The following is a 21,642-nucleotide window of genomic DNA, read 5'->3' as shown; positions in this document are numbered from 1 at the left end:
ACGTGAAACATCAGGCCTTTGACACCGCTCGTGTGCGAGCCGTGGAGTCGGGCGGACTGCCTCAGCCCCAGCCGGCCGCGGCTCGCTGCAGCCACTCGTGTCCCCGGGCGATGTGGGGCATGGCGAGCGATCCGGTGCGCACGGCCAGGAAGTAGGTGCGCAGCGGCGGTACCGCGGGGTCGTACAGCGTCGTGATCTCGCCGCTTTCCAGGGCAGGGGCGCTCAGATAGCGGGGCAGTACCGCGAGTCCCGCGCCCGCGATCGCGCAGGAGAGCACGGCGCGCAGGTCGGGAACGATGACCCTGCCCGAGGCGGCCGGTCGGGAGTCGAACACGGAGGCCCAGTAGCGCGAGACGAACGGCAGTGACTCGTGGACCTCCACGACGGGCAGGTTCTTCAGGGCCACCGCCCCCTTGAGGCGCAGCGTTCCCGGGCCGATCCGGTCGGCCCAGCGGGGAGCGGCGACCAGCACATGCTCCTCGTCGCAGAGCGGGGTCGCGGTCAGCAGGGCGCCGCGCGGTCGGGCGGTGCTGATGGCCAGGTCGTGGTGTCCGGCGGCCAGCCCTTCCAGAGCCTCCTCCGCGGTGCCGAAGGAGGCGCGGAGCGCGAAGCCCCGGCCGTCCTCGCCGGTCAGGCGGGTCAGCGCGGGAAGTGCACGCTCGGCCGTGAACTCCGGCGGGCCGGCGAGATGCAGCGTCCGTAACGAGGGCCCGTCGTCCGGGGCGCTCTCGGCTATCTCGACCAGGGCGTCGAGGTGGGGTGCGGCCTTGTGCGCGAGTTCGTCGCCGACGGTCGTCGGCGTCACCCCGCGGGCCTGTCTCAGGAACAGCGGGCGGCCCACCTGCCGCTCCAGGGTGCGGATCTGGGAGGTGACCGCCGGCTGGGAGAGGCCGAGCAGGGCCGCGGCGCGGGTGAAGGAACCGGCCCGGTGCACGGTGACGAAAGTGCGCAGCAAGGCCAGGTCCATGGCGCGCCCTCCCCTTCCCTGCCCTTTTCCGGCCCCCGGGCAGGCACCAACTATAAATAAGTCGATAGGTCTCTGTCGCCACCGTGATTGGACACTGACGGAGAGTCAACTAGCCTTGTTCGCGCGGTTCTTCGCGCGCAGAACCGAGGACGGTCCGAGCCACGAGGGGGGAGGCTCGGACCGTCTGCCGACTTGGGAACGCAGCCGTTGACCGGCTCACTCGGCCGACTCGTCGAGCGCGCGCAGCACGTCCGCCACCAGGTCCTCGGGGTCCTCCGCGCCGACGGACATGCGGATGAAGCCCTCGGAGACCGCGTCCCCGCCCCAGCGGCGGCGGCGCTCGGCGGTGGACCGCACTCCGCCGAAGCTCGTCGCGTCCTCGACCAGGTGCAGTGCCTCCAGGAAACGCTCGGCACGCGCGCGCGTGGGCAGTGTGAAGGAGACCACACAGCCGTAGCGGCGCATCTGCTGCGAGGCGACCTTGTGCGACGGGTCGTCGGGCAGCCCCGGATAGCGCAGCCCGGAGACCTCGGGCCGCTGCCGCAGGGCCTCGGCGACCGCCAGCGCGGTGGCGTTCTGCCGGTCGACGCGCAGCTGGAGCGTGGCGATGGAGCGGTGGGCGAGCCAGGCCTCCATCGGCCCGGAGATCGCTCCGACGATCTTGCGCCACCGGCGCACGGCGGCCATCGCCTCGTCGTCGCGTCCCGCGACGTAGCCCAGCAGGACGTCGCCGTGGCCGGTCAGCTGCTTGGTACCGCTGGCCACGGAGAAGTCGGCGCCCAGCTCCAGCGGACGCTGGCCGAGCGGAGTGGCGAGCGTGTTGTCGACGGCGACCAGGGCGCCCCGCGCGTGCGCGGCCTCCACCAGCCGCCGGATGTCGCACACGTCGAGCCCCGGGTTCGAGGGCGACTCGATCCACAGCAGCCGCGCGCCGTCGAGGACCTCGAGCTGGGCGTCTCCACCGGTGGGCGCGGTGCGCACCTCGACGCCGTAGGCCTCCAGCTGGGCGCGGACCAGCGGCAGCACCTGGTAGCCGTCCGAGGGCAGGACGACCGCGTCGCCGGCGCGCAGCTGGGAGAACAGCACCGCCGAGATCGCCGCCATGCCCGACGCGAACACCAGCGTCGCGACGTCCTCCCGTCCCGGTGCCTCCAGCTCGCCGATGGCGCGCTCCAGGTTCGTCCAGGTGGGGTTGTCGTCACGGCCGTAGGAGTACGGTCCCGTCACCTCGCCCGGCAGGTGGAAGTGCGCGGCGAACACGGGCCCGGGCAGGGTCGGCTCGTGCTTGACCGGCTCGGGCAGTCCGGCCCGTACCGCGCGCGTCCCGTCGCCGGTGTGGTCCGCGCCCTTGATGGATCCGCTCATGCGATCCGTCCCTCCAGTTGTTCCCGTACGGCGGCGAGCAGACCGGTGCTCGCCTCCTCCACCATCTCAAGGCACTCCAGGAAGCCGTCCGGGCCCCCGTAGTACGGGTCCGGCACGTCCAGGTCGTCGCAGGCGTCCTCCGGAGCGTCCGCCGTGGTGCGCCGGCCGGAGGAGGGGCGGGCGTAGGAGCGCAGCAGACGGACCTTGCGAGCGTCCGCCTCGGTGGGCGCGAGGCGGCGCAGGGCCTTGAGGTGGCCGGTGTCCAGGGCGATCACCAGGTCGAGGCGGGCGAACCAGGCGGGCTGGAACCGCCGTGCGACGTGCTCGCTGCGGTAGCCCCGCTCGTCGAGGACGCTGACGGTGCGCGGGTCGGCGGCCTCGCCCTCGTGCCAGTCGCCGGTGCCGGCGCTGTCGATCTCCACCAGGTCCTCGAGGCCCGCCTCCGCCACGCGCGCGCGGAAGACGGACTCGGCCATCGGGGAACGGCAGATGTTGCCGGTGCACACGAAACAGACGCGGTAGGTCATGGCGCGCTCAGTCCTCGTCGGGCAGGACGAGGTTCAGCGCCCAGGAGACCACGGAGATGATCAGTCCGCCGAGCACGGCCGTCCAGAAGCCCTCCACATGGAAGCTCAGGTCCAGCTTGCCGCACACCCAGGAGGTCAGCAGCAGCATCAGCGCGTTGACGACCAGGGTGATCAGCCCCAGCGTCAGCAGGAACAGCGGGAAGGTGAGCACCTTCACGATCGGCTTGACCAGGAAGTTGACCAGGCCGAAGATCAACGCGACGACGATCAGCGTGCCGGCCTTCTTGCCCGTGCTGTCCCCCGTCAGAGTGATCTTGTCGAGCAGCCACACGGCGATCGCGAGAGCGGCCGCGTTGGCGATCGTCTTGACTACGAAATTCTTCATGTGTCTGATCGTGGCAGACCGGATCCAGAGCGAGCAGGGGCGAGGGCGGACAACGGCGATGAAGGTATTCCGGCTGGACGAACTGGAGGCGGAGCGCGCCGCCAACGAGGGGGCCTACCTGCAGTTCCTGCGGGAGCGGAACATGTCGGTGGGCCTGTACGCCCTCGACGCGGGCGAGCACGACCCGCAGAAGCCGCACAACCAGGACGAGGTCTACTTCGTCGTCAGCGGCCGTGCGTCGATCACGGTCGGCCTGGAGACCACCCAGGTGGCCCGGGGCAGCGTGGTGTACGTGCCGGCGGGCGTCGCCCACAAGTTCCACCACATCAGCGAGGACCTGAGGGTACTGGTCGTGTTCTCTCCGCCCGAGGCGTGAGGTCCGGGCTCGGGGTTCCCTAAGGGTCGGGTCAGGGGGAGACAAGGGGTGCGAGACGCCCGCACGACCCCTCGGCGGCCCTAGCATCGATGGCAGACATCGGGACTGTGTCCAGGACCGCGCAGGACGTCGTGGACGCAACGGAGCAAAGGACGAGGGCAATGCGAGAGATCTTCGCGGGGCTGCCGTGGTGGGTTAAGTGGGTCGCGGTGCCCGTCATCGCCCTGGTCGTGTTCGGCAGCCTGATAGCGACCGTCATCGGCTTCGTGATCGGCCTGCTCTTCAAGGCGCTGGTCTTCGTGGCGCTGGTCGGCGGACTGATCTACATCGTGCGCAAGTTCATGTCGAACTCCTCGTCGCGCAGCGACTGGTAAGGGCGCGGGAGCCGGTGACCGGTAACGGAAGTCACCGGTTCCCTCGGGGGAGGGAAGTTTCCCCGGCGTGCCGTACGCACCGGGTGGCGGACGGCTAGGTTCGGAATCCGCGCGGGGCCGGCCCCGCGCGTGGCACACACCCTCACCCGTGTTCGCACGGGCTGCCCCACCTCGCGCTCCCGGAGTGACCCTTGGCCACGGTTGACACCGCACCGGCGGAACCCCACGCACCCCCCGTTCCACCGCGACCCTGCGTGCCCCAGGTGCAGCGGCCGCGTGCGGCGGCCGTCCCGGGACAACCGCGACCCGCGGCCGGCCCAGGACGCGCACGGCCTCCGGAGGTGCCGGAGCAGCCGCAGGCGGCGACCCTCATCGGCTCCGTCCAGCGGGCGATGCGCCTGCTGGAGACCGTCGCGGTCCACGAGTACGGCGCCCCCGCCAAACAACTCGCCCGCGAGACCGGCCTCGCGCTGCCCACGGCCTACCACCTCCTGCGCACCCTGGTGCACGAGGGCTATCTGCGCCGCGACAAGGGGCTGTTCTTCCTCGGCGACGCGGCCGAGCGGCTGAGCAGCAGCGGAGCGCAGCAGAAACGTCGCGGCACGGTGGCCGACACCCTGGCCTACTGGCGCGATTCCCTCGGCGCCCCGGTGTACTACGCCCTGTACCGGGCCGGTGAGATCGAGGTCGTGTGCGTCTCCGACTCGCGGGAGACCCCCGCGGTCGAGGAGTGGGCCGACTTCCGTGAGACCGGGCACGCGCACGCCATCGGGCAGTGCCTGCTCTCCCAGCTGGACGAGGAGGCCCGCCGGGACCACCTGAGCCGCTACCCGGTGCGGTCCTTGACGCCGTACTCGGTGCGGGACGACAACGCCCTGCTGCGCCGGCTGGCGAGAACGCCGCGCATGGAGCCGGTGGTGGAGCGGCAGGAGTACGCGCTCGGGACGGTCTGCGCGGCGATCCCCATCACGGTGGGCACGACGGCAGCCGCGATGGCCATCTCACTCCCCGTACATCAGAGCGAGCAGCTGCTGCCCGCGGCCCTGCGGCTGCAGGCCGGGATCGGGCGCCATCTGGGCGCGCTGTCGCTCTCTATCAGTATCTGAAATCTCACTCCTTGTGATCTGTCGTGCACGTTGAGCAAGATTTGAGTCACAGTCGAGGGGGATCATTCCCGGCCGGTCGACGTCATATGACGGGGTAGGCGATGCGCGAATCCGTACAGGCAGAAGTCATGATGAGTTTTCTCGTGTCCGAGGAGCTCTCCTTCCGCATCCCGGTGGAGTTGCGTTACGAGACCTGTGATCCCTACGCCGTGCGGCTCACCTTCCATCTGCCCGGTGACGCCCCGGTGACCTGGGCCTTCGGGCGGGAGCTCCTGATCGACGGAGTCGGGCGGCCGTGCGGGGAGGGTGATGTCCACATCGCCCCCGCCGACACCGAGATGCTGGGCGAGGTGCTGATCCGGCTTCAGGTGGGCAGCGACCAGGCCCTGTTCCGCTCCTCGACGCCGCCGCTCGTGGCCTTCCTCGATCGCACGGACAAGCTGGTGCCGCTCGGGCAGGAGGGCGCGCTGGCCGACTTCGACGCACACCTCGACGAGGCTCTGGACCGCATCCTGGCCGAGGAGCAGAGCGCCGGCTGACGGTCCGTGGGCGGCGGGGCGCCGGACGCGCGCCCACCCACTACCGCCCGGGACACCGCAGGAACGCTTCTTCGGTGGTGTGCCGGCCTGCTGCCCCGCTCAGCGCTTCCGACGTCGCCCCCGGCCGCCGCGTGCCGGGGCGGGCAGCGCCCCGGAGCCCGCACCACCGGCCGGCCCGGTCCGGTCGGCCGACACCACGAGGGCGGCGAGGGCGGTGGTGACCGGGACCGAGGCCACCAGCCCGATCGAACCCACCAGCGTGCGCACGATCTCCTCGGCGACCAGCTCGCTGTTGGCCACCGTGCCCACGCTGCTCTGCGCGATCGAGAACAGCAGGAGCAGCGGCAGCGCGGCACCGGCGTAGGCCAGGACGAGGGTGTTGACGACCGAGGCGATGTGGTCGCGGCCAATCCGGATGCCCGCCCGGTACAGCTCACGCCAGCCCATCGCCGGGTTCGCCTCGTGGAGTTCCCAGACCGCGGACGTCTGGGTCACCGTCACATCGTCCAGGACACCCAGCGAACCGATGATGACCCCGGCCAGCAGCAGACCGCTCATGTCTATCGACGGGAACAGGCCGTGGATCAGTCCGGTGCTGTCGTCCGTGTTGCCGGTCAGCGCGGCCCAGTCGATGAACCCGGAGCCGAGCACGCCGATGAGCAGCAAGGAGGCAAGGGTGCCGAGCACCGCGACCGACGTACGCGCCGAAAGGCCATGGCACATGTAGAGCGCGATGAGCATGATGGCGCTCGACCCGACGACCGCCACCACGAGCGGATTCGATCCCTGCAGGATCGCGGGCAGGATGAAGAACGTCAGCACCATGAAGCTCACGGCCAGCGCGACCAGGGCCATGACCCCGCGCAGCCGGCCCACCACCACGACGGCGAGCGCGAAGACGCCCGCCAGCAGCGCCATGGGGAGCTTGCGGTTCACATCGGTCACCGAGTACTGCAGGTCCTTCGGCGCCGAGGGCTCGTAGGCGACCACGACCTTCTCGCCCTGGTGCAACTGCCGTGACTGGTCCGGCTGCACGATCTCGGTGAAGGTCCGGCCTTGGTCCTTGCCGGTGTCGACCCGGATCGTCGCCTTCCTGCAGGTGCCGTTGGCCTCGTGCTGGGCCGAGCCGTCCCCTGGTGCGGAGCTACCGCCCGCCGCCGTACCGCCCGAGGCGGTGGCCGACTTGCAGCTCAGCTCGGTCACCTGGGTGACCGTGGCCTGCTGCGTCTGCCTGTCGAAGCCGACACCGGTGCGCTCGTGCGGCGGCGCTCCTCCGGGCCACAGAATCACCAGGCCCACCACGACGGCGGCGGTGAACGGGACGAGGATCGCCGCGATCACCTTGCGCAGGTGCTTCGAAACAGGCGCGGCTGGTCCGTGGTTGTGACTATGACCGTGTGAGTGGCCATGGCCATGGCCTGGTTCGGAGCCGCCCTGGCGCGGCGGCTCGGAGGGCGGGTACGGGTGCTGCTCCGTCGTGGTCACCGCCCGATCATCGCAAGAACGACGGGGGCCCACTGTTCACCGCGCCCGAACTGACGCTAGCGTGGAGGCACCTTTGCACACGCGGGAGCTCGGAGCACCGGGCTGAGAGGGCGCTGACCTCCGTATACGCGATGTTTCACGTGGAACGCCGTTCCCCGGGAGACATCCGGAAACGGAAGCCGCTGCGTCGACCGCCGAACCTGTTACCGGGTAATGCCGGCGTAGGGAGTAGGTCTCATGACCAACAAGGACGCACGCACGCCTGCCTCCGTTCAGGGCGAGAAGTCCCCGGAGGCCGGACAGTCCGTCGGCTGGCACAAGGCGTACATCGAGGGTTCACGCCCCGACCTGCGCGTGCCGGTTCGTCAGGTGCACCTCACCAACGGGCAGTCGGTCACGCTGTACGACACCTCGGGCCCGTACACCGATCCACTCGTCGGCACCGATGTCCGCCGGGGCTTGTCGCCGCTGCGGGAGAACTGGATCACCGCCCGCGGTGACACCGAGGAGTACGCGGGCCGTCCCGTCCGCCCCGAGGACGACGGAATCAAGCACACCTCGCCGCGCGGCGGACTGCGCAACCTGGACGCGGTGTTCCCCGGGCGCCCACGGCAGCCGCGCCGCGGCCGCGAGGGTCAGGCGGTCACCCAGCTCGCGTACGCGCGCCGAGGCGAGATCACGCCGGAGATGGAATACGTGGCCATCCGGGAGAACGTCTCTCCCGAAGTGGTCCGTGAGGAGATCGCGGCGGGCCGCGCGGTGCTGCCGGCCAACGTCAACCACCCGGAGATCGAGCCGATGATCATCGGCAAGCGCTTCCTGGTGAAGGTGAACGCCAACATCGGCAACTCCGCGGTCACCTCCTCCATCGAGGAGGAGGTCGAGAAGATGACCTGGGCGACGCGCTGGGGCGCCGACACGGTCATGGACCTCTCCACCGGCCGCAACATCCACACCACCCGCGAGTGGGTGCTGCGCAACTCCCCCGTCCCCATCGGCACCGTTCCGCTCTACCAGGCACTGGAGAAGGTCGACGGCAAGGCCGAGGAACTGACCTGGGAGATCTACAAGGACACCGTCATCGAACAGGCCGAGCAGGGCGTGGACTACATGACCGTCCACGCCGGCGTGCGCCTGCCGTATGTGCCGCTCACCGCCAACCGCAAGACGGGCATCGTGTCGCGGGGCGGCTCGATCATGGCGGCGTGGTGCCTGGCGCACCACAAGGAGTCGTTCCTCTACGAGAACTTCGAGGAGCTCTGCGAGATCCTTGCCGCGTACGACGTCACGTACTCGCTGGGCGACGGGCTGCGGCCCGGCTCGATCGCGGACGCCAACGACGAGGCGCAGTTCGCGGAGTTGCGCACGCTCGGGGAACTCAACCGGATCGCCAAGCGTTTCAACGTACAGACCATGATCGAGGGCCCGGGCCATGTCCCGATGCACAAGATCAAGGAGAACATCGACCTTCAGCAGGAGATCTGCGATGAAGCTCCGTTCTATACGCTCGGCCCGCTGACCACGGACATCGCGCCGGCCTACGACCACATCACCTCCGGCATCGGCGCCGCGATGATCGCCTGGTGGGGCACGGCGATGCTCTGCTACGTCACGCCCAAGGAGCACCTGGGCCTGCCCAACCGTGACGACGTGAAGACCGGGGTCATCACCTACAAGATCGCCGCCCATGCGGCGGACCTCGCCAAGGGGCACCCGGGCGCTCAGGAGTGGGACGACGCGCTGTCCGACGCCCGCTTCGAGTTCCGGTGGGAGGACCAGTTCAATCTCGCCCTGGACCCGGACACGGCACGGGAGTTCCACGACGAGACCCTGCCGGCCGAACCCGCCAAGACGGCCCACTTCTGCTCCATGTGCGGGCCGAAGTTCTGCAGCATGAAGATCTCCCAGGACATCCGCCGGGAACACGGCGGCACCCGGGCCGAGGTCGAGGAGGGCATACCTCAGAAGTCGAAGGAGTTCGCGGCGTCGGGCAACCGGGTGTACCTGCCGATCGCCGACTGATCCGGCCGCGACGGGCGCCGGCCAGGGTCCGGCCGGCGCCCCGTGGCGGGGCGCGGGCCGGCTATTCCGGCTGGTGCTCCGGGCCGCCGAAGTCGGGACTGGTGTAGTCGGGGCTGCTGAAGCTCGGACGGCCGGAGACGGAGCCGTCGTCCGGGCTGCTGAAGCCGGGGCGGCCGTAGCCGAGACGCGGCATGCGGTTCGTCGGAGCGGCGGGCGCGGTGCGGTGCAGCGGCTCCGTACCGGGCTGCGCCAGGGCGTCCCGCAGGAACGGCAGGACACCGCGTTCCAGCAGGGCTTCCCGCCAGGCCTCTCTGGCCCTGCTCACCTCCGCGTCGGCCGCGTCATGGGCTCCGGCTTCCGCGGCCGCACTGTTGCGCAGGGCGGTGAGCAGCAGCCCGGCACCGGCGACGACGATCGCGGCGGCCGTCACGGCGCCGAACACCCAGCCCGCGGTGAGCATCGTCTGGGCGAAGGCCTGGCCGGGGGCCAGCATCTTCAGGATGTAGCCCACGAGCAGGAAGATCGCCGCGGCCGTCCCCGCGAGGACGGGCGCCAGCACCGCGACCACGGCGACGGCACCCGCGCCGGTCGTCTCGGCGGCCTCGCCGAGGGCGGTGGCGAGACCCACCGGGCCCGCGCCCGGTTCCGCGGAACCGGTGTCGTCGGCGGCCGAGGGGATGGACGGCGCCGGGCGGCGCAGTTCCTCGCGGGCCTTCACGTAGTGCTGGTACTCGGTCGCCGCGGCCGCCGTGATGAGCGCGGTGGCGTTGAGTGCCATGGTGCGCAGTTGTTCCGGGTTGAGCCGCTGTCCGACAGCGGCGAGTTCGGGTCGCTGGGGTGCGGAGCGCAGCGCCTCATCGAGGATCCGCTCGAATTCCTGGCGGTCCTCGCTCAGCAGGTGCTGCGGAACGCTGTTCATGTGCATCCCCCGATGCTCCGTAGGGCTTGGGGCTCGCACGCCGGCGAGCCGTCGGGCAGAAACGGAGGGGAGCCTGCTACGGATAAGCCGATGGTAGAGCCGTCACACCACGCGGTGACAGGGGGTTGCCGGAAATTGGGTGCCGACCTGGTCGCATCCGGACGGACCCGATCAGTGCCGTGAACGCTCAGACGCTCAGCGGTAGTTGCTGCACCAGCAGCTTCCCGGCCATGGTCACGCCGCCGTCCATGGCGATGGCGAGCCCTTCGGCGTAGATGTGCGGTCCCTCCACCGAGGGGCCCTCGTCCTCCTCGGTGTCCTCGGAGCCGACCTCGCCGAGCAGGTAGGGAATGGGGCTGTGACCGTGAACGACGCGGGTGCCGCCGTACGTGTCGAGGAGGGAGCGCACGGCTTCCGCGCCGCCCTCGTCGCGGAAGGAGAACCGCTTGGTGAACTTGCGGAACAGGTCCCAGACCTCGTCCGCGTCGTTGCGGGTGATGGTCTCGCGGACGGTGTCGTTGACCGCCTCGATCGAGTCGCCGTAGTCGAGGTAGGCGGTCGTGTCGGAGTGGATGAGCAGATGCCCGTCGACCTCCTCCACGGCGTCGAGACGGGACATCCACTGCAGGTGGTGGTCCTGGAGCCGGTCCATGTCGGTCTTCTGGCCGCCGTTGAGCAGCCAGGCCGCCTGGAAGGTGGCGGTGCCCGCGCCGGAGTGGACCGGGGTGTCGCCGAACCGCTTCGCGCCGAGCAGCAGCAGCTCGTGGTTGCCCATGAGGGCCTTGCAGTAGCCGCCGGCGGCCGCCGCCTCGGCGGACAGCCGCATGACCAGGTCGATGACGCCGATGCCGTCGGGGCCGCGGTCGGTGAAGTCGCCGAGGAACCACAGCCGGGCCGTGCCCGCGCTCCACCTGCCCTCGGCGTCGACCAGCCCCTTCTCCCGCAGGGCGGCCAGCAGTTCGTTCAGGTAGCCGTGGACGTCGCCCACGACGTACAGCGGGCCCGGACCGGTCGACGGCTGCGGGTCCGGAGCCGCCGGGCCCGGCTCGACGGACACCTGCAGCGTGTCGCCGCGGTTGATCACGGGCAGGTCGCGCTGGGTGGGCGTGTAGCCCTCGGGGTAGGCCTCGTCCATCGGCGGCACGGTGTCACCCGGGTGGGTGCGGACGTACGGACCGGTCTCGTTGACGTACGCGGGCACCCGGAAGTCGCGCAACGTCGCCGTCCGCTCCGTCTCGGGTCCCTGACCGGCCCCCTGAGTCATCAGACCCCTCCACCATCGCGCCGCAACTGCACCGCTTCGGACTGCCTGGTCGCAGCGGCCCCGCGGTGTCGTGGGCCCATCATAGGAATGCGCGTCGCTCCGTGTGATGACCCAGGGGTGGTGAATCGGAGCGAGACGACAGTTCACCACGGCTTTCGTTCCGTTTGGGCGGGGTTTCGACTGGTTGCCCGACAGCGGTGATCCGTGCCGCGCGACGGCCGGCCGTTCCGTCCCGGGGAGTGATCCGATCGTGCGTCGCGGCGCCGGGCGGGCGGGTGGGCCGCGCGGGGGCCCGGCCCCGCCGCTCCGGACCTCCGTGTCCCCCTCGCCTCCGTGTCCCCCCAAAGGCGGCCATCCCCTGGTCTCCCCGGTCGGCCGCCGGGCGGAGACCCGTCCGCTACCCCCGCTCCGGGGCCCGCGGCGGGCTGACGGTCGTGCGGGGAGGCCGTCGCTGGGATGAGGTACGCACGATCAGCTCCGTCGGTATCACCTGTTCGACGGGCTGGTCCGACTCGACGCCCTCGATGGCGTCGATGAGCAGCTGCACCACGGCCGTACCGATCCGGCGCGGCTTCAGGGAGAGCGTGGTGATGGGCGGCTCGGTGTTGGCGTACACCGTGGACTCGCTGCAGCACACCAGCAGCAGGTCGTCGGGGACGCGCAGGCCGTAGCGCCGGGCTGCGGCGAGGAGGTCGGTGCCGTTGGGATCGAAGAGGCCGTACACGGCGTCGGGCCGGTCGGGCCGGGCGAGCAGCCGGTCGGCGGCAACGGCGCCCGCACAGGGGTCGTGCGCGGGGTAGGCCTCGTAGACCGGGTCCTGGCCGACCCGCTCGCACCAGCGCAGGTAGGCGGTGGTGGACAGATGGGTGTACGTGTCCGTCGTGGTGCCGGTGAGGAGGCCGATGCGGCGGGCGCCGGCGTCGGCGAGGTGGTCGAGGATGTCGAGGACGGCGGCCTCGTGGTCGTTGTCGACCCAGGCGGTGACCGGGAGCGAGCCGGCCGGGCGGCCGTCGGACACGACCGGCAGGCCCTGCCGGACGAGTTCGCTGACCACCGGGTCCTGGTCGGAGGGGTCGATGACGACCGTGCCGTCCAGGGCGACGTTGGACCACACGTCGTGGCGGGAGGTCGCGGGCAGGATGACCAGGGCGTAGCCGCGGGCGAGCGCGGCCGAGGTGGCGGCCCGGGCCATCTCGGCGAAGTAGGCGAACTCCGTGAAGGTGAAAGGTTCATCCCCGTACGTCGTCACGGTCAGGCCGATCAGCCCCGACTTGCCGGTACGGAGGGTGCGGGCGGCGGCCGAAGGGCGGTACCCCAGCCGGTCGGCGACTTCGCGGACATGGCGCCGGGTGGCGTCCGGGAGCCGGCCCTTGCCGTTGAGGGCGTCGGACACGGTCGTGATGGAGACCCCGGCGGCGGCGGCCACGTCTCTGATGCCCGCCCGGCTCGGCCGGCTTCCTCGCCGTGAGGTTTCCGCGCGGCTCACCTGGTGCTTCCCTGCTGCTGTCATGGCGAGCCGATAGTAGGGCTCATGCGGTGGGGTAGTGCGGACGCATATGCACGCGTTGACAGGCACGTTTCTGCATGGCTGAGGACGGCTAACTGCCTTGGAAACAAAGGTAGTTGAACGATCCAATGATAGGACGTGACGTGCCGACGGGTGTGGGCCTGCCGAGGGGCCGATGTCTCGAACAGGTCTCAACTCACCTGCACGAGGGATGCGCGCCAGGGCGTGAGCCACCGGCGCGTAGATATATGTGTGGCGCGCCCCCTGGAACGTACGCCTTCGTACGGTGATGCCCCTGATGCCTGTGTGACGGAAGAGGCGGGACTCCCGTCCTCCCGCACCTGTACGCAGCGGGACCGAATCCTCATAAGGTGTTGAGTATTGGAAGCCGGCGGCGTCGACGGGTCGCCGGTGGTCGCGAGGAGGACTGCGGTGAGCGAGACGAGCCCCAAGCTGCGCGCCGAGCTGGAGGGTATCCCCACCTACAAGCCGGGCAAGCCGGCCGCGGCCGGCGGGCCGGTCGCCTACAAGCTGTCCTCCAATGAGAATCCGTATCCTCCGCTCCCCGGCGTCATGGAGAGCGTGACCGCGGCCGCCTGCAACTTCAACCGCTACCCGGACATGGCGTGCAGCGGGCTGATGGAGGAGCTGTCTGAGCGGTTCGGCGTCCCGCTCGCCCACCTGGCCACCGGGACCGGTTCGGTGGGCGTCGCCCAGCAGCTGATCCAGGCGACCAGCGGGCCCGGCGACGAGGTGATGTACGCCTGGCGCTCCTTCGAGGCGTACCCGATCATCACGCAGATCAGCGGGGCGCGCTCGGTCCAGGTGCCGCTCACGCCCGGCGACGTGCACGACCTGGACGCCATGGCGGACGCGATCACCGAGCGGACGCGTCTGATCTTCGTCTGCAACCCCAACAACCCGACCGGCACTGTGGTGCGGCGAGCCGAGCTGGAACGGTTCCTCGACCGGGTGCCCAAGGACGTGCTCGTGGTGCTGGACGAGGCCTACCGTGAGTTCATCCGCGATCCCGAGGTGCCCGACGGCGTCGAGCTGTACAGGGAGCGGCCCAATGTCTGCGTCCTGCGCACGTTCTCCAAGGCCTACGGTCTCGCCGGGCTGCGCATCGGTTTCGCGATCGCGCATGAGCCGGTGGCGGCGGCGCTGCGCAAGACGGCGGTGCCCTTCGGCGTCAGCCAGCTCGCGCAGGAGGCGGCGATCGCCTCGCTGCGGGCCGAGGACGAGCTGCTCGGCCGGGTCGGCTCGCTGGTGTGCGAGCGCAAGCGGGTGGTCGACGCGCTGCGCGCGCAGGGCTGGATGGTGCCGGAGACCCAGGCCAACTTCGTGTGGCTCCGGCTGGGGGAGCGCACGGTCGAGTTCGCCGCGGCCTGCGAGCAGCACGGTGTGGTGGTCCGGCCGTTCCCGGGCGTGGGCGTGCGGGTGACGGTCGGGGAGACCGAGGCGAACGACATCTTCCTCAAGGTCGCGGAGGCGTTCCACAGGGAGAGCTGAGAACGGACGGCCGGCGGCTGAGCGCTGTCGGCCACGACTGGGCCCCGCCATGTGCGGGGCCCTTTTCGTTGATCCGTTCTGCCGTGGGCGTACGAGGGGTACCCCCATGCGGTTGCCGAATACCAGTGCGTCATAATGGCTTGTGAATGTGAACGCGTTCACAAGCGCGTCCCGATTGCTCCTGTATGTACGGGACAAAGGGAGCAAACCGCCGCTGTACCACGGCGTAGTAAGGAGAGTGACGACGTGGACCTGGCTCTGGCGCCGGAGACACTGGCGCGCTGGCAGTTCGGCATCACCACCGTCTACCACTTCCTGTTCGTCCCCCTGACGATCTCCCTGGCCGCGCTGACGGCCGGGCTGCAGACGGCGTGGGTGCGCACGGAGAAGGAGAAGTACCTCAGGGCGACGAAGTTCTGGGGCAAGCTCTTCCTGATCAACATCGCGATGGGTGTGGTCACCGGCATCGTGCAGGAGTTCCAGTTCGGCATGAACTGGTCGGACTACTCGCGCTTCGTCGGTGACATCTTCGGTGCCCCGCTCGCCTTCGAGGCCCTGATCGCCTTCTTCTTCGAGTCCACGTTCATCGGCCTGTGGATCTTCGGCTGGGACAAGCTGCCCAAGAAGATCCACCTGGCCTGCATCTGGCTGGTGTCGATCGGCACGATCCTGTCGGCGTACTTCATCCTCGCGGCCAACTCCTGGATGCAGCACCCGGTCGGCTACAAGATCGACAAGGTGCGGGGACGGGCCGAGCTGACCGACTTCTGGGCCGTGCTGACCCAGAACACCGCGCTCAGCCAGGCCTTCCACACCCTGTCCGCCGCCTTCCTGACCGGTGGCGCGTTCATGGTGGGCATCGCCGCCTACCACCTGGCACGCAAGAAGCACGTCCGCGAGATGAAGACCTCGCTGCGGCTCGGTCTGATCACCGTGGTCATCGCCGGCCTGCTCACGGCGGTCAGCGGTGACGTGCTCGGCAAGGTCATGTTCAAGCAGCAGCCGATGAAGATGGCGGCCGCCGAGGCGCTGTGGGACGGGCAGGCACCTGCGCCGTTCTCCGTCTTCGCCTACGGCGACGTGGAGAAGGGCCACAACAGCGTGGCCGTCGAGATCCCGGGCCTGCTGTCCTTCCTCGCCAACGACGACTTCACCTCGTACGTGCCCGGCATCAACGACGTCAACAAGGCGGAGCAGCAGAAGTTCGGGCCCGGCGACTACCGGCCCAACATCCCGGTGACCTTCTGGGGCTTCCGCTGGATGATCGGCTTCGGCATGGCCTCCTTCGCCATCGGCCTCGCCGGGCTCTGGCTGACCCGCAAGAGGTTCATGCTGCCGCAGCACCTGCGGGTGGGCGACGACGAGGTGCCGCACCTGGTCCTGCTCCCCAACAAGGCACTGGGCCCGAAGCTGACCACCTGGTACTGGCGCATCGCGATCTGGACCCTGGCCTTCCCGCTGATCGCCAACTCCTGGGGCTGGATCTTCACCGAGATGGGCCGGCAGCCGTGGGCCGTCTACGGCGTCCTGCAGACCCGAGACGCGGTCTCCCCCGGCGTTTCCCAGGGCGAGGTCCTCACCTCGATGCTCGTCTTCACCGCGCTGTACGCGATCCTCGCCGTCGTCGAGGTCAAGCTGCTCGCGAAGTACGTCAAGGCCGGCCCGCCCGAGCTGACCGAGGCCGACCTCAACCCGCCCACGAAGATCGGCGGCGACTCCCGTGACGCCGACAAGCCGATGGCCTTCTCGTACTAGGCCGAGGGGACAGTCATGGAACTTCACGACGTCTGGTTCGTCCTGATCGCCGTCCTGTGGACCGGCTACTTCTTCCTGGAGGGCTTCGACTTCGGCGTCGGCATCCTCACCAAGCTGCTGGCCCGCGACCGGCCCGAGCGCCGTGTGCTCATCAACACCATCGGGCCCGTCTGGGACGGCAACGAGGTGTGGCTGCTCACGGCGGGCGGCGCGACCTTCGCCGCCTTCCCGGAGTGGTACGCCACGCTCTTCTCCGGCTTCTACCTTCCGCTCCTGGTCATCCTGGTCTGCCTGATCGTCCGGGGTGTCGCCTTCGAGTACCGGGCCAAGCGGCCCGAGGAGAACTGGCAGCGCAACTGGGAGACGGCCATCTTCTGGACCTCGCTGGTCCCGGCGTTCCTGTGGGGCGTGGCCTTCGGCAACATCGTGCACGGCGTGAAGATCGACCGGAACTTCGAATACGTCGGCGGCCTCCTGGATCTGCTCAATCCGTACGCCCTGCTCGGCGGCCTGGTGACGCTGACGCTGTTCACCTTCCACGGGGCGGTGTTCACCGCACTGAAGACCGTGGGTGACATCCGGCTGCGGGCGAGGAAGCTGGCGCTGCGGGTCGGGCTCGTCACCGCCGTGGTGGCGCTCGCCTTCCTGCTGTGGACGCAGGCCGACAGCGGTGACGCCAAGAGCCTGGTGGCGCTGGTCGTGGCGGTCGTCGCCCTGGTGGCGGCGCTGGTGGCCAACCAGGCGGGGCGCGAGGGATGGTCGTTCGCGCTGTCCGGCGTGACGATCGTGGCGGCCGTGGCGATGCTCTTCCTGTCGCTCTTCCCGAACGTCATGCCGTCCACGCTGCAGAGTGACTGGAGCCTCACGGTCACCAATGCGTCGTCGAGCCCGTACACCCTGAAGATCATGAACTGGTGCGCGGCCATCGCCACCCCGCTCGTGCTGCTCTACCAGGGGTGGACCTACTGGGTGTTCCGCAAGCGCATCGGTACGCAGCACATAGCCGACGCCGCGCACTGAGACCCGCCGAGGGTGTGTTTCACGTGAAACGCACCCTCCGGATGGAAGGGCATGTTTCACGTGAAACCGATCGACCCGCGCCTGCTGCGATACGCCCGCGCCACCCGTCTCTTCCTGGTGGCGGTCGTCGCTCTGGGAGCCGTCGGGGCCGGGCTGGTCATCGCCCAGGCGATGCTCATCGCCGAGGTGGTCACCGGGGCGTTCCAGCGCGGCCAGGCGAGTGCCGAACTGCGCACGCCCCTGCTGCTGTTGGCCTCCGTCGCCGTGGGCCGGTCGGTCATCGCATGGCTCACCGAGCTCGCGGCGCACCGGGCCAGCTCGGCCGTGAAGTCGGAACTGCGCGGACGCGTCCTGGACCGTGCGGTGCAGCTGGGTCCCGGCTGGCTCGGCGGGCAGCGGACCGGCTCGCTGGTCACCCTGGCCACGCGCGGAGTCGACGCCCTCGACGACTACTTCTCCCGCTACCTCCCCCAGCTGGGGCTCGCGGTGGTCGTCCCGGTGGCCGTGCTGGCGCGCATCGTGACCGAGGACTGGGTCTCGGCGGCGATCATCGTCGCCACCCTGCCGCTCATCCCCCTCTTCATGATGCTGATCGGCTGGGCCACCCAGTCCCGTATGGACCGTCAGTGGAGGCTGCTGTCCCGGCTGTCCGGTCACTTCCTGGACGTGGTCGCGGGGCTGCCCACGCTGAAGGTGTTCGGCCGGGCCAAGGCACAGGCCGAGTCCATCCGGCGGATCACCGGGGAGTACCGCCAGGCCACCATGCGGACCCTGCGGATCGCCTTTCTCTCCTCGTTCGCCCTGGAGTTGCTGGCCACGCTCTCGGTCGCGCTGGTCGCCGTGACGATCGGCATGCGCCTCGTCCACGGCGACATGGACCTGTACACCGGGCTGGTCATCCTGGTGCTGGCCCCTGAGGCCTATCTGCCGCTGCGTCAGGTGGGGGCGCAGTACCACGCGGCGGCGGAGGGGCTGGCCGCTGCGGAGGAGATCTTCGCCGTGCTGGAGACACCGGTGCCGGCGTCCGGCACGGCGCCGGTGCGTTCGGGCGCCATCGCTTTCGACGCGGTGACCGTGCGCTATCCCCAGCGCTCGGCCGACGCCCTGACGCGTGTGTCCTTCACCGTGGAGCCCGGGGAGACCGTGGCCCTGGTCGGACCGAGTGGCGCGGGCAAGACGAGTCTGCTGAACGTGCTGCTGGGCTTCGTCCGTCCCGTCGACGGCCGGGTGCACGTCGCCGGGACCGACCTCGCCGACCTCGACCTCGCGCAGTGGCGCTCGCGGATCGCGTGGGTGCCGCAGCGGCCGCACCTGTACGCCGGGACCATCGCGGAGAACGTACGGCTGGCCCGGCCCGAGGCGGACGACGACGCCGTGCGCCGGGCGCTGCGGGACGCGGGTGCGCTGGAGTTCGTGGACGCGCTTCCCGAGGGCGCCGGGACGGTGCTCGGCGAGGACGGCGCGGGACTGTCCGCCGGCCAGCGCCAGCGGCTCGCGCTGGCCCGCGCCTTCCTCGCCGACCGGCCCGTCCTGCTGCTGGACGAACCGACGGCCGCGCTGGACGGGGCGACGGAGGCCGATGTCGTGGCAGCGGTGCGGCGGCTGGCGGTCGGCCGCACGGTGCTGCTGGTGGCGCACCGGCCGGCGCTGCTGGAGGTGGCGGACCGGGTCGTCCGGCTGGACGTCCCCGAGCCGCCCGCCGTCGGGACGGCCGCCGCTGTGACGCCCGCCGCCGGCACCGGCGGTTCCGGCGGGCGCCCGGCCGAGGGGAGCGGCCCGGCCGGGACGGAGCCTGACACCGGTGTCCCGGCACGGGGCGGCCGGATCCTGTCCCGGGTGCGGGCCCTCGCGGGTCCCCGGCGCGGCCGGCTGCTGCTCGCGCTGCTGCTCGGCGCTCTGGCGCTGGGCAGCGCGGTCGGACTGATGGCCACCTCCGGCTGGCTCATCTCCCGGGCCTCGCAGCATCCGCCGGTGCTGTATCTGATGGTGGCCGTGACGGCGACGCGGGCGTTCGGGATCGGCCGGGCCGTCTTCCGGTACGCCGAGCGGCTCGTCTCGCACGACGCCGTGCTGCGGATGCTGGCCGACACCCGCGTCGCCGTGTACCGGCGGCTGGAGCGGCTGGCGCCCGCCGGTCTGCGGACGGCCCGCCGCGGCGACCTGCTGACCCGGCTGGTCGCCGACGTCGACGCGTTCCAGGACTACTGGCTGCGCTGGCTGCTGCCCGCCGGGGTCGCCGCCGCCGTCTCCGCCGTCTCCGTCGCCTTCACGGCCTGGCTGCTGCCCGAGGCCGGTGCCGCCCTCGCCGCGGGTCTGCTCCTGGCGGGCGCCGGTGTCCCCCTGGTCACCGCCGCCACGGCCCGGCGCGCCGAGCGGCGACTGGCGCCCGCCCGCGGTGCGCTCGCGACCCGGGTGACCGACCTGCTCACCGGCACCGCCGAACTGACGGTCGCCGGCGCCCTGCCGGCCCGCACCGCAGCGGCCCGGCGGGCCGACGGCACGCTCACCCGGATCGCGGCGCGCGGAGCGACCGCCACCGCCCTGGGCGACGGGCTCACCGCACTGGTCTGCGGGCTGACCGTCACCGCGACCGCGTGGCTGGGCGCCCAGGCGGTGGCCACGGGCCGGCTCGGCGGAGTGGCGATGGCCGTGGTGGTGCTCACTCCGCTGGCCGTCTTCGAGGCCGTACTGGGGCTGCCGCTCGCCGTGCGGCATCGCCAGCGGGTGCGCCGCAGCGCGGAGCGGGTGTTCGAGGTGCTCGACGCCCCGGAGCCCGTCACCGAGCCGGAGCGGCCGCGGCAGGCCCCCGTCTCGCCCTTCCCGCTCGTGGTCCGGGACCTGACCGCCCGTCACCCGGGCCGGCACCGCGACGCCCTGGTCGGACTGGATCTCACCCTTGAGCGCGGGCGGCGGATCGCCGTGGTCGGCGCGTCCGGTTCCGGGAAGACGACCCTCGCCCAGGTGCTGCTGCGGTTCCTCGACGCCGGGGCGGGCTCGTACACGCTCGGCGGTGTGGATGCCTACGCCCTGGACGGCGACGACGTGCGGCGGCTCGTCGGACTGTGCGCCCAGGACGCCCACCTCTTCGACAGCACGGTGCGCGAGAACCTGCTGCTCGCCCGGAGGGACGCCGACGAGCCCGGACTGCGGGACGCGCTGTCCCGGGCCCGGCTGCTGGACTGGGTGGACGGACTGCCGGACGGGCTGGACACGCTCGTCGGCGAGCACGGGGCACGGCTGTCCGGCGGTCAGCGGCAGCGCCTCGCCCTGGCCCGCGCGCTGCTGGCCGATTTCCCGGTGCTCGTGCTGGACGAGCCCGCCGAGCACCTGGATCTGCCGACGGCCGACGCGCTCACCGCGGATCTGCTGGCCGCCACCGAGGGCCGTACGACGCTGCTGATCACCCACCGGCTGGCCGGGCTCGACGCGGTGGACGAGGTGGTCGTACTCGCCGAGGGCCGGGTGGCGCAGCGGGGAACGTACGCGGAACTGGCCGCCGTGGACGGGCCGCTGCGGACGATGGCCCGCCGGGAGGCGGCCGCCCAGTCGCTGGTGGCGGCGCGCTGAGGGGCGCGCCGGGACAGGTACGGCCGGACCGGGCGGGCGTCAGTCCCGTTCGGCCAGCAGCCGCTCGATGACGACCGCCACGCCGTCCTCGTTGTTCGCGACGGTGCGGCCGGAGGCGGCGGCGACGACGTCCGGGTGGGCGTTGCCCATCGCGTACGACCGGCCCGCCCAGGTCAGCATCTCGACGTCGTTGGGCATGTCGCCGAAGGCGACGACCTCCTCGTGCGAGATGCCGCGCTCGGCGCAGCACAGGGCGAGGGTGCTGGCCTTGGAGACGCCGGGGCCGCTGAGTTCCAGCAGGGCGCTGGGGCTGGAACGGGTGACGTTGGCGCGCTCGCCGACCGCCAGCCGGGCCAGCGTGAGGAAGGCGTCCGGGTCGAGGTCGGGGTGGTAGGCGAGGATCTTCAGGACCGGCTGGTCGGAGTCCGGGCCGTCGGCCGCGAGCAGGTCCTCCGCGGGCAGCAGGTTGTCCGGCGTCTCCATGTGCAGCTTGGGATAGGCGGGCTCCTGGTGGAAGCCGTACGTCTGCTCGACCGCGAACACCGTGCCGGGGGCCGCGTCGCGCAGCAGCCGCACGGCGTCCAGCGCGTTCCGGCGGGCCAGTTCCCGCACCTTCACGAACCGGTGGGTTCCCGGGCCGCCGTGCAGGTCGACCACGGCGGCGCCGTTGCCGCAGATCGCCAGGCCGTGGCCGTGCACGTGCTCGCTGACGACGTCCATCCACCGGGCCGGCCGGCCGGTGACGAAGAAGACTTCGACGCCCGCCTCCTCCGCGGCGGCCAGTGCGGCGACCGTCCTCGGGGAGACCGACTTGTCGTCACGCAGGAGGGTGCCGTCGAGGTCGGTGGCGATCAGCCGCGGCCGAAAGGCGGCGGCCGGGGTCCCGGGCTGTCTGGTCGCTGAGGTCACCCGGCCATTCTGGCGCATATGCCCGCACGCCCGTGCGAGAGTC

The 21,642-nt window shown here is 70.9% G+C and carries 18 protein-coding genes and 1 riboswitch; of the genes, 9 read left to right on the top strand and 9 right to left on the bottom strand.

Annotated features, from left to right (window positions below; translation table 11 throughout):
• Positions 1-61: 61 nt before the first annotated feature.
• From ACFYU0_RS12430 to ACFYU0_RS12415, 4 genes are all read right to left on the bottom strand, one after another.
• Positions 62-967: a LysR family transcriptional regulator gene (locus tag ACFYU0_RS12430; RefSeq protein ID WP_351661676.1), complete on the bottom strand. Its 906-nt coding sequence runs from the start codon at positions 965-967 to the stop codon at positions 62-64.
• Positions 968-1,183: 216 nt separating this feature from the next.
• A complete protein-coding gene (locus ACFYU0_RS12425) occupies positions 1,184-2,332 on the bottom strand; it encodes a cystathionine gamma-lyase (protein ID WP_389300167.1) in 1,149 nt (382 codons plus the stop codon).
• Positions 2,329-2,859, bottom strand: coding sequence for a low molecular weight protein-tyrosine-phosphatase (locus ACFYU0_RS12420; RefSeq protein WP_351661670.1), 531 nt, complete (start codon positions 2,857-2,859; stop codon positions 2,329-2,331). Before ACFYU0_RS12420 ends, ACFYU0_RS12425 begins: the two co-directional genes overlap by 4 nt.
• A gap of 7 nt (positions 2,860-2,866) precedes the next feature.
• On the bottom strand, positions 2,867-3,244 hold the full coding sequence (locus ACFYU0_RS12415; RefSeq protein WP_351661667.1) for a phage holin family protein: 378 nt from the start codon (positions 3,242-3,244) through the stop codon (positions 2,867-2,869).
• A 58-nt stretch (positions 3,245-3,302) separates the two neighbouring features.
• On the opposite strand from ACFYU0_RS12415, the gene ACFYU0_RS12410 reads away from it, so the two are divergent.
• The 4 genes from ACFYU0_RS12410 to ACFYU0_RS12395 all read left to right on the top strand — a co-directional run bounded on the left by ACFYU0_RS12410 (position 3,303) and on the right by ACFYU0_RS12395 (position 5,639).
• Positions 3,303-3,620 (top strand): cupin domain-containing protein, encoded by a 318-nt coding sequence (locus ACFYU0_RS12410; RefSeq protein WP_389300163.1) that lies wholly within the window; start codon positions 3,303-3,305, stop codon positions 3,618-3,620.
• A 161-nt stretch (positions 3,621-3,781) separates the two neighbouring features.
• Positions 3,782-3,994, top strand: coding sequence for a DUF5326 family protein (locus ACFYU0_RS12405; RefSeq protein WP_199211200.1), 213 nt, complete (start codon positions 3,782-3,784; stop codon positions 3,992-3,994).
• A gap of 191 nt (positions 3,995-4,185) precedes the next feature.
• The gene (locus tag ACFYU0_RS12400) at positions 4,186-5,100 is read left to right on the top strand and encodes an IclR family transcriptional regulator (protein WP_389300159.1); all 915 of its coding nucleotides are present in this window, start codon (positions 4,186-4,188) and stop codon (positions 5,098-5,100) included.
• Between the two features lie 101 nt (positions 5,101-5,201).
• Complete coding sequence (locus tag ACFYU0_RS12395) at positions 5,202-5,639, top strand: SsgA family sporulation/cell division regulator (RefSeq protein WP_351661658.1); 438 nt, start codon at positions 5,202-5,204, stop codon at positions 5,637-5,639.
• 99 nt (positions 5,640-5,738) lie between these two features.
• Here ACFYU0_RS12395 and ACFYU0_RS12390 read toward each other — a convergent pair whose 3' ends face one another.
• A complete protein-coding gene (locus ACFYU0_RS12390; RefSeq protein ID WP_351661655.1) occupies positions 5,739-7,124 on the bottom strand; it encodes a YibE/F family protein in 1,386 nt (461 codons plus the stop codon).
• Positions 7,125-7,195: 71 nt separating this feature from the next.
• Positions 7,196-7,369, top strand: a riboswitch (TPP riboswitch).
• On the opposite strand from ACFYU0_RS12390, the gene thiC reads away from it, so the two are divergent.
• Positions 7,362-9,146, top strand: coding sequence for a phosphomethylpyrimidine synthase ThiC (gene thiC / locus ACFYU0_RS12385; protein WP_389300156.1), 1,785 nt, complete (start codon positions 7,362-7,364; stop codon positions 9,144-9,146). (Overlaps the previous riboswitch by 8 nt.)
• 61 nt (positions 9,147-9,207) lie before the next feature.
• Here the strand turns inward: thiC and ACFYU0_RS12380 are convergent, their stop codons facing one another.
• The 3 genes from ACFYU0_RS12380 to ACFYU0_RS12370 all read right to left on the bottom strand — a co-directional run bounded on the left by ACFYU0_RS12380 (position 9,208) and on the right by ACFYU0_RS12370 (position 12,839).
• A complete protein-coding gene (locus ACFYU0_RS12380; protein ID WP_389300154.1) occupies positions 9,208-10,071 on the bottom strand; it encodes a hypothetical protein in 864 nt (287 codons plus the stop codon).
• Between the two features lie 181 nt (positions 10,072-10,252).
• Positions 10,253-11,329, bottom strand: coding sequence for a metallophosphoesterase (locus ACFYU0_RS12375; protein ID WP_389300151.1), 1,077 nt, complete (start codon positions 11,327-11,329; stop codon positions 10,253-10,255).
• Positions 11,330-11,726: 397 nt separating this feature from the next.
• Positions 11,727-12,839 carry a LacI family DNA-binding transcriptional regulator gene (locus tag ACFYU0_RS12370; RefSeq protein ID WP_351661644.1) on the bottom strand — a complete coding sequence of 371 codons (1,113 nt, stop codon included), beginning with the start codon at positions 12,837-12,839 and terminating at the stop codon, positions 11,727-11,729.
• Positions 12,840-13,268: 429 nt separating this feature from the next.
• Here ACFYU0_RS12370 and hisC point away from each other — a divergent pair, with 429 nt between their 5' ends.
• The 4 genes from hisC (at position 13,269) to cydD (ending at position 20,690) form a co-directional block, all read left to right on the top strand.
• Complete coding sequence (gene hisC, locus ACFYU0_RS12365) at positions 13,269-14,348, top strand: histidinol-phosphate transaminase (protein ID WP_389300147.1); 1,080 nt, start codon at positions 13,269-13,271, stop codon at positions 14,346-14,348.
• 246 nt (positions 14,349-14,594) lie between these two features.
• Positions 14,595-16,103: a cytochrome ubiquinol oxidase subunit I gene (locus ACFYU0_RS12360; RefSeq protein WP_389300144.1), complete on the top strand. Its 1,509-nt coding sequence runs from the start codon at positions 14,595-14,597 to the stop codon at positions 16,101-16,103.
• Between the two features lie 15 nt (positions 16,104-16,118).
• A complete protein-coding gene (gene cydB / locus ACFYU0_RS12355; RefSeq protein ID WP_389300142.1) occupies positions 16,119-17,123 on the top strand; it encodes a cytochrome d ubiquinol oxidase subunit II in 1,005 nt (334 codons plus the stop codon).
• A 51-nt stretch (positions 17,124-17,174) separates the two neighbouring features.
• Positions 17,175-20,690, top strand: coding sequence for a thiol reductant ABC exporter subunit CydD (gene cydD / locus ACFYU0_RS12350; RefSeq protein ID WP_389300140.1), 3,516 nt, complete (start codon positions 17,175-17,177; stop codon positions 20,688-20,690).
• Between the two features lie 39 nt (positions 20,691-20,729).
• Here the strand turns inward: cydD and ACFYU0_RS12345 are convergent, their stop codons facing one another.
• A complete protein-coding gene (locus ACFYU0_RS12345) occupies positions 20,730-21,617 on the bottom strand; it encodes a Cof-type HAD-IIB family hydrolase (RefSeq protein ID WP_351661631.1) in 888 nt (295 codons plus the stop codon).
• Positions 21,618-21,642: the final 25 nt, after the last annotated feature.

The sequence above is a fragment of the Streptomyces sp. NPDC003720 genome, from assembly GCF_042875075.1.
Lineage (GTDB): Bacteria > Actinomycetota > Actinomycetes > Streptomycetales > Streptomycetaceae > Streptomyces.
The sequence above is the reverse complement of the archived record's forward strand: the minus strand, read 5'-3'. Positions and strand labels throughout refer to the sequence as shown.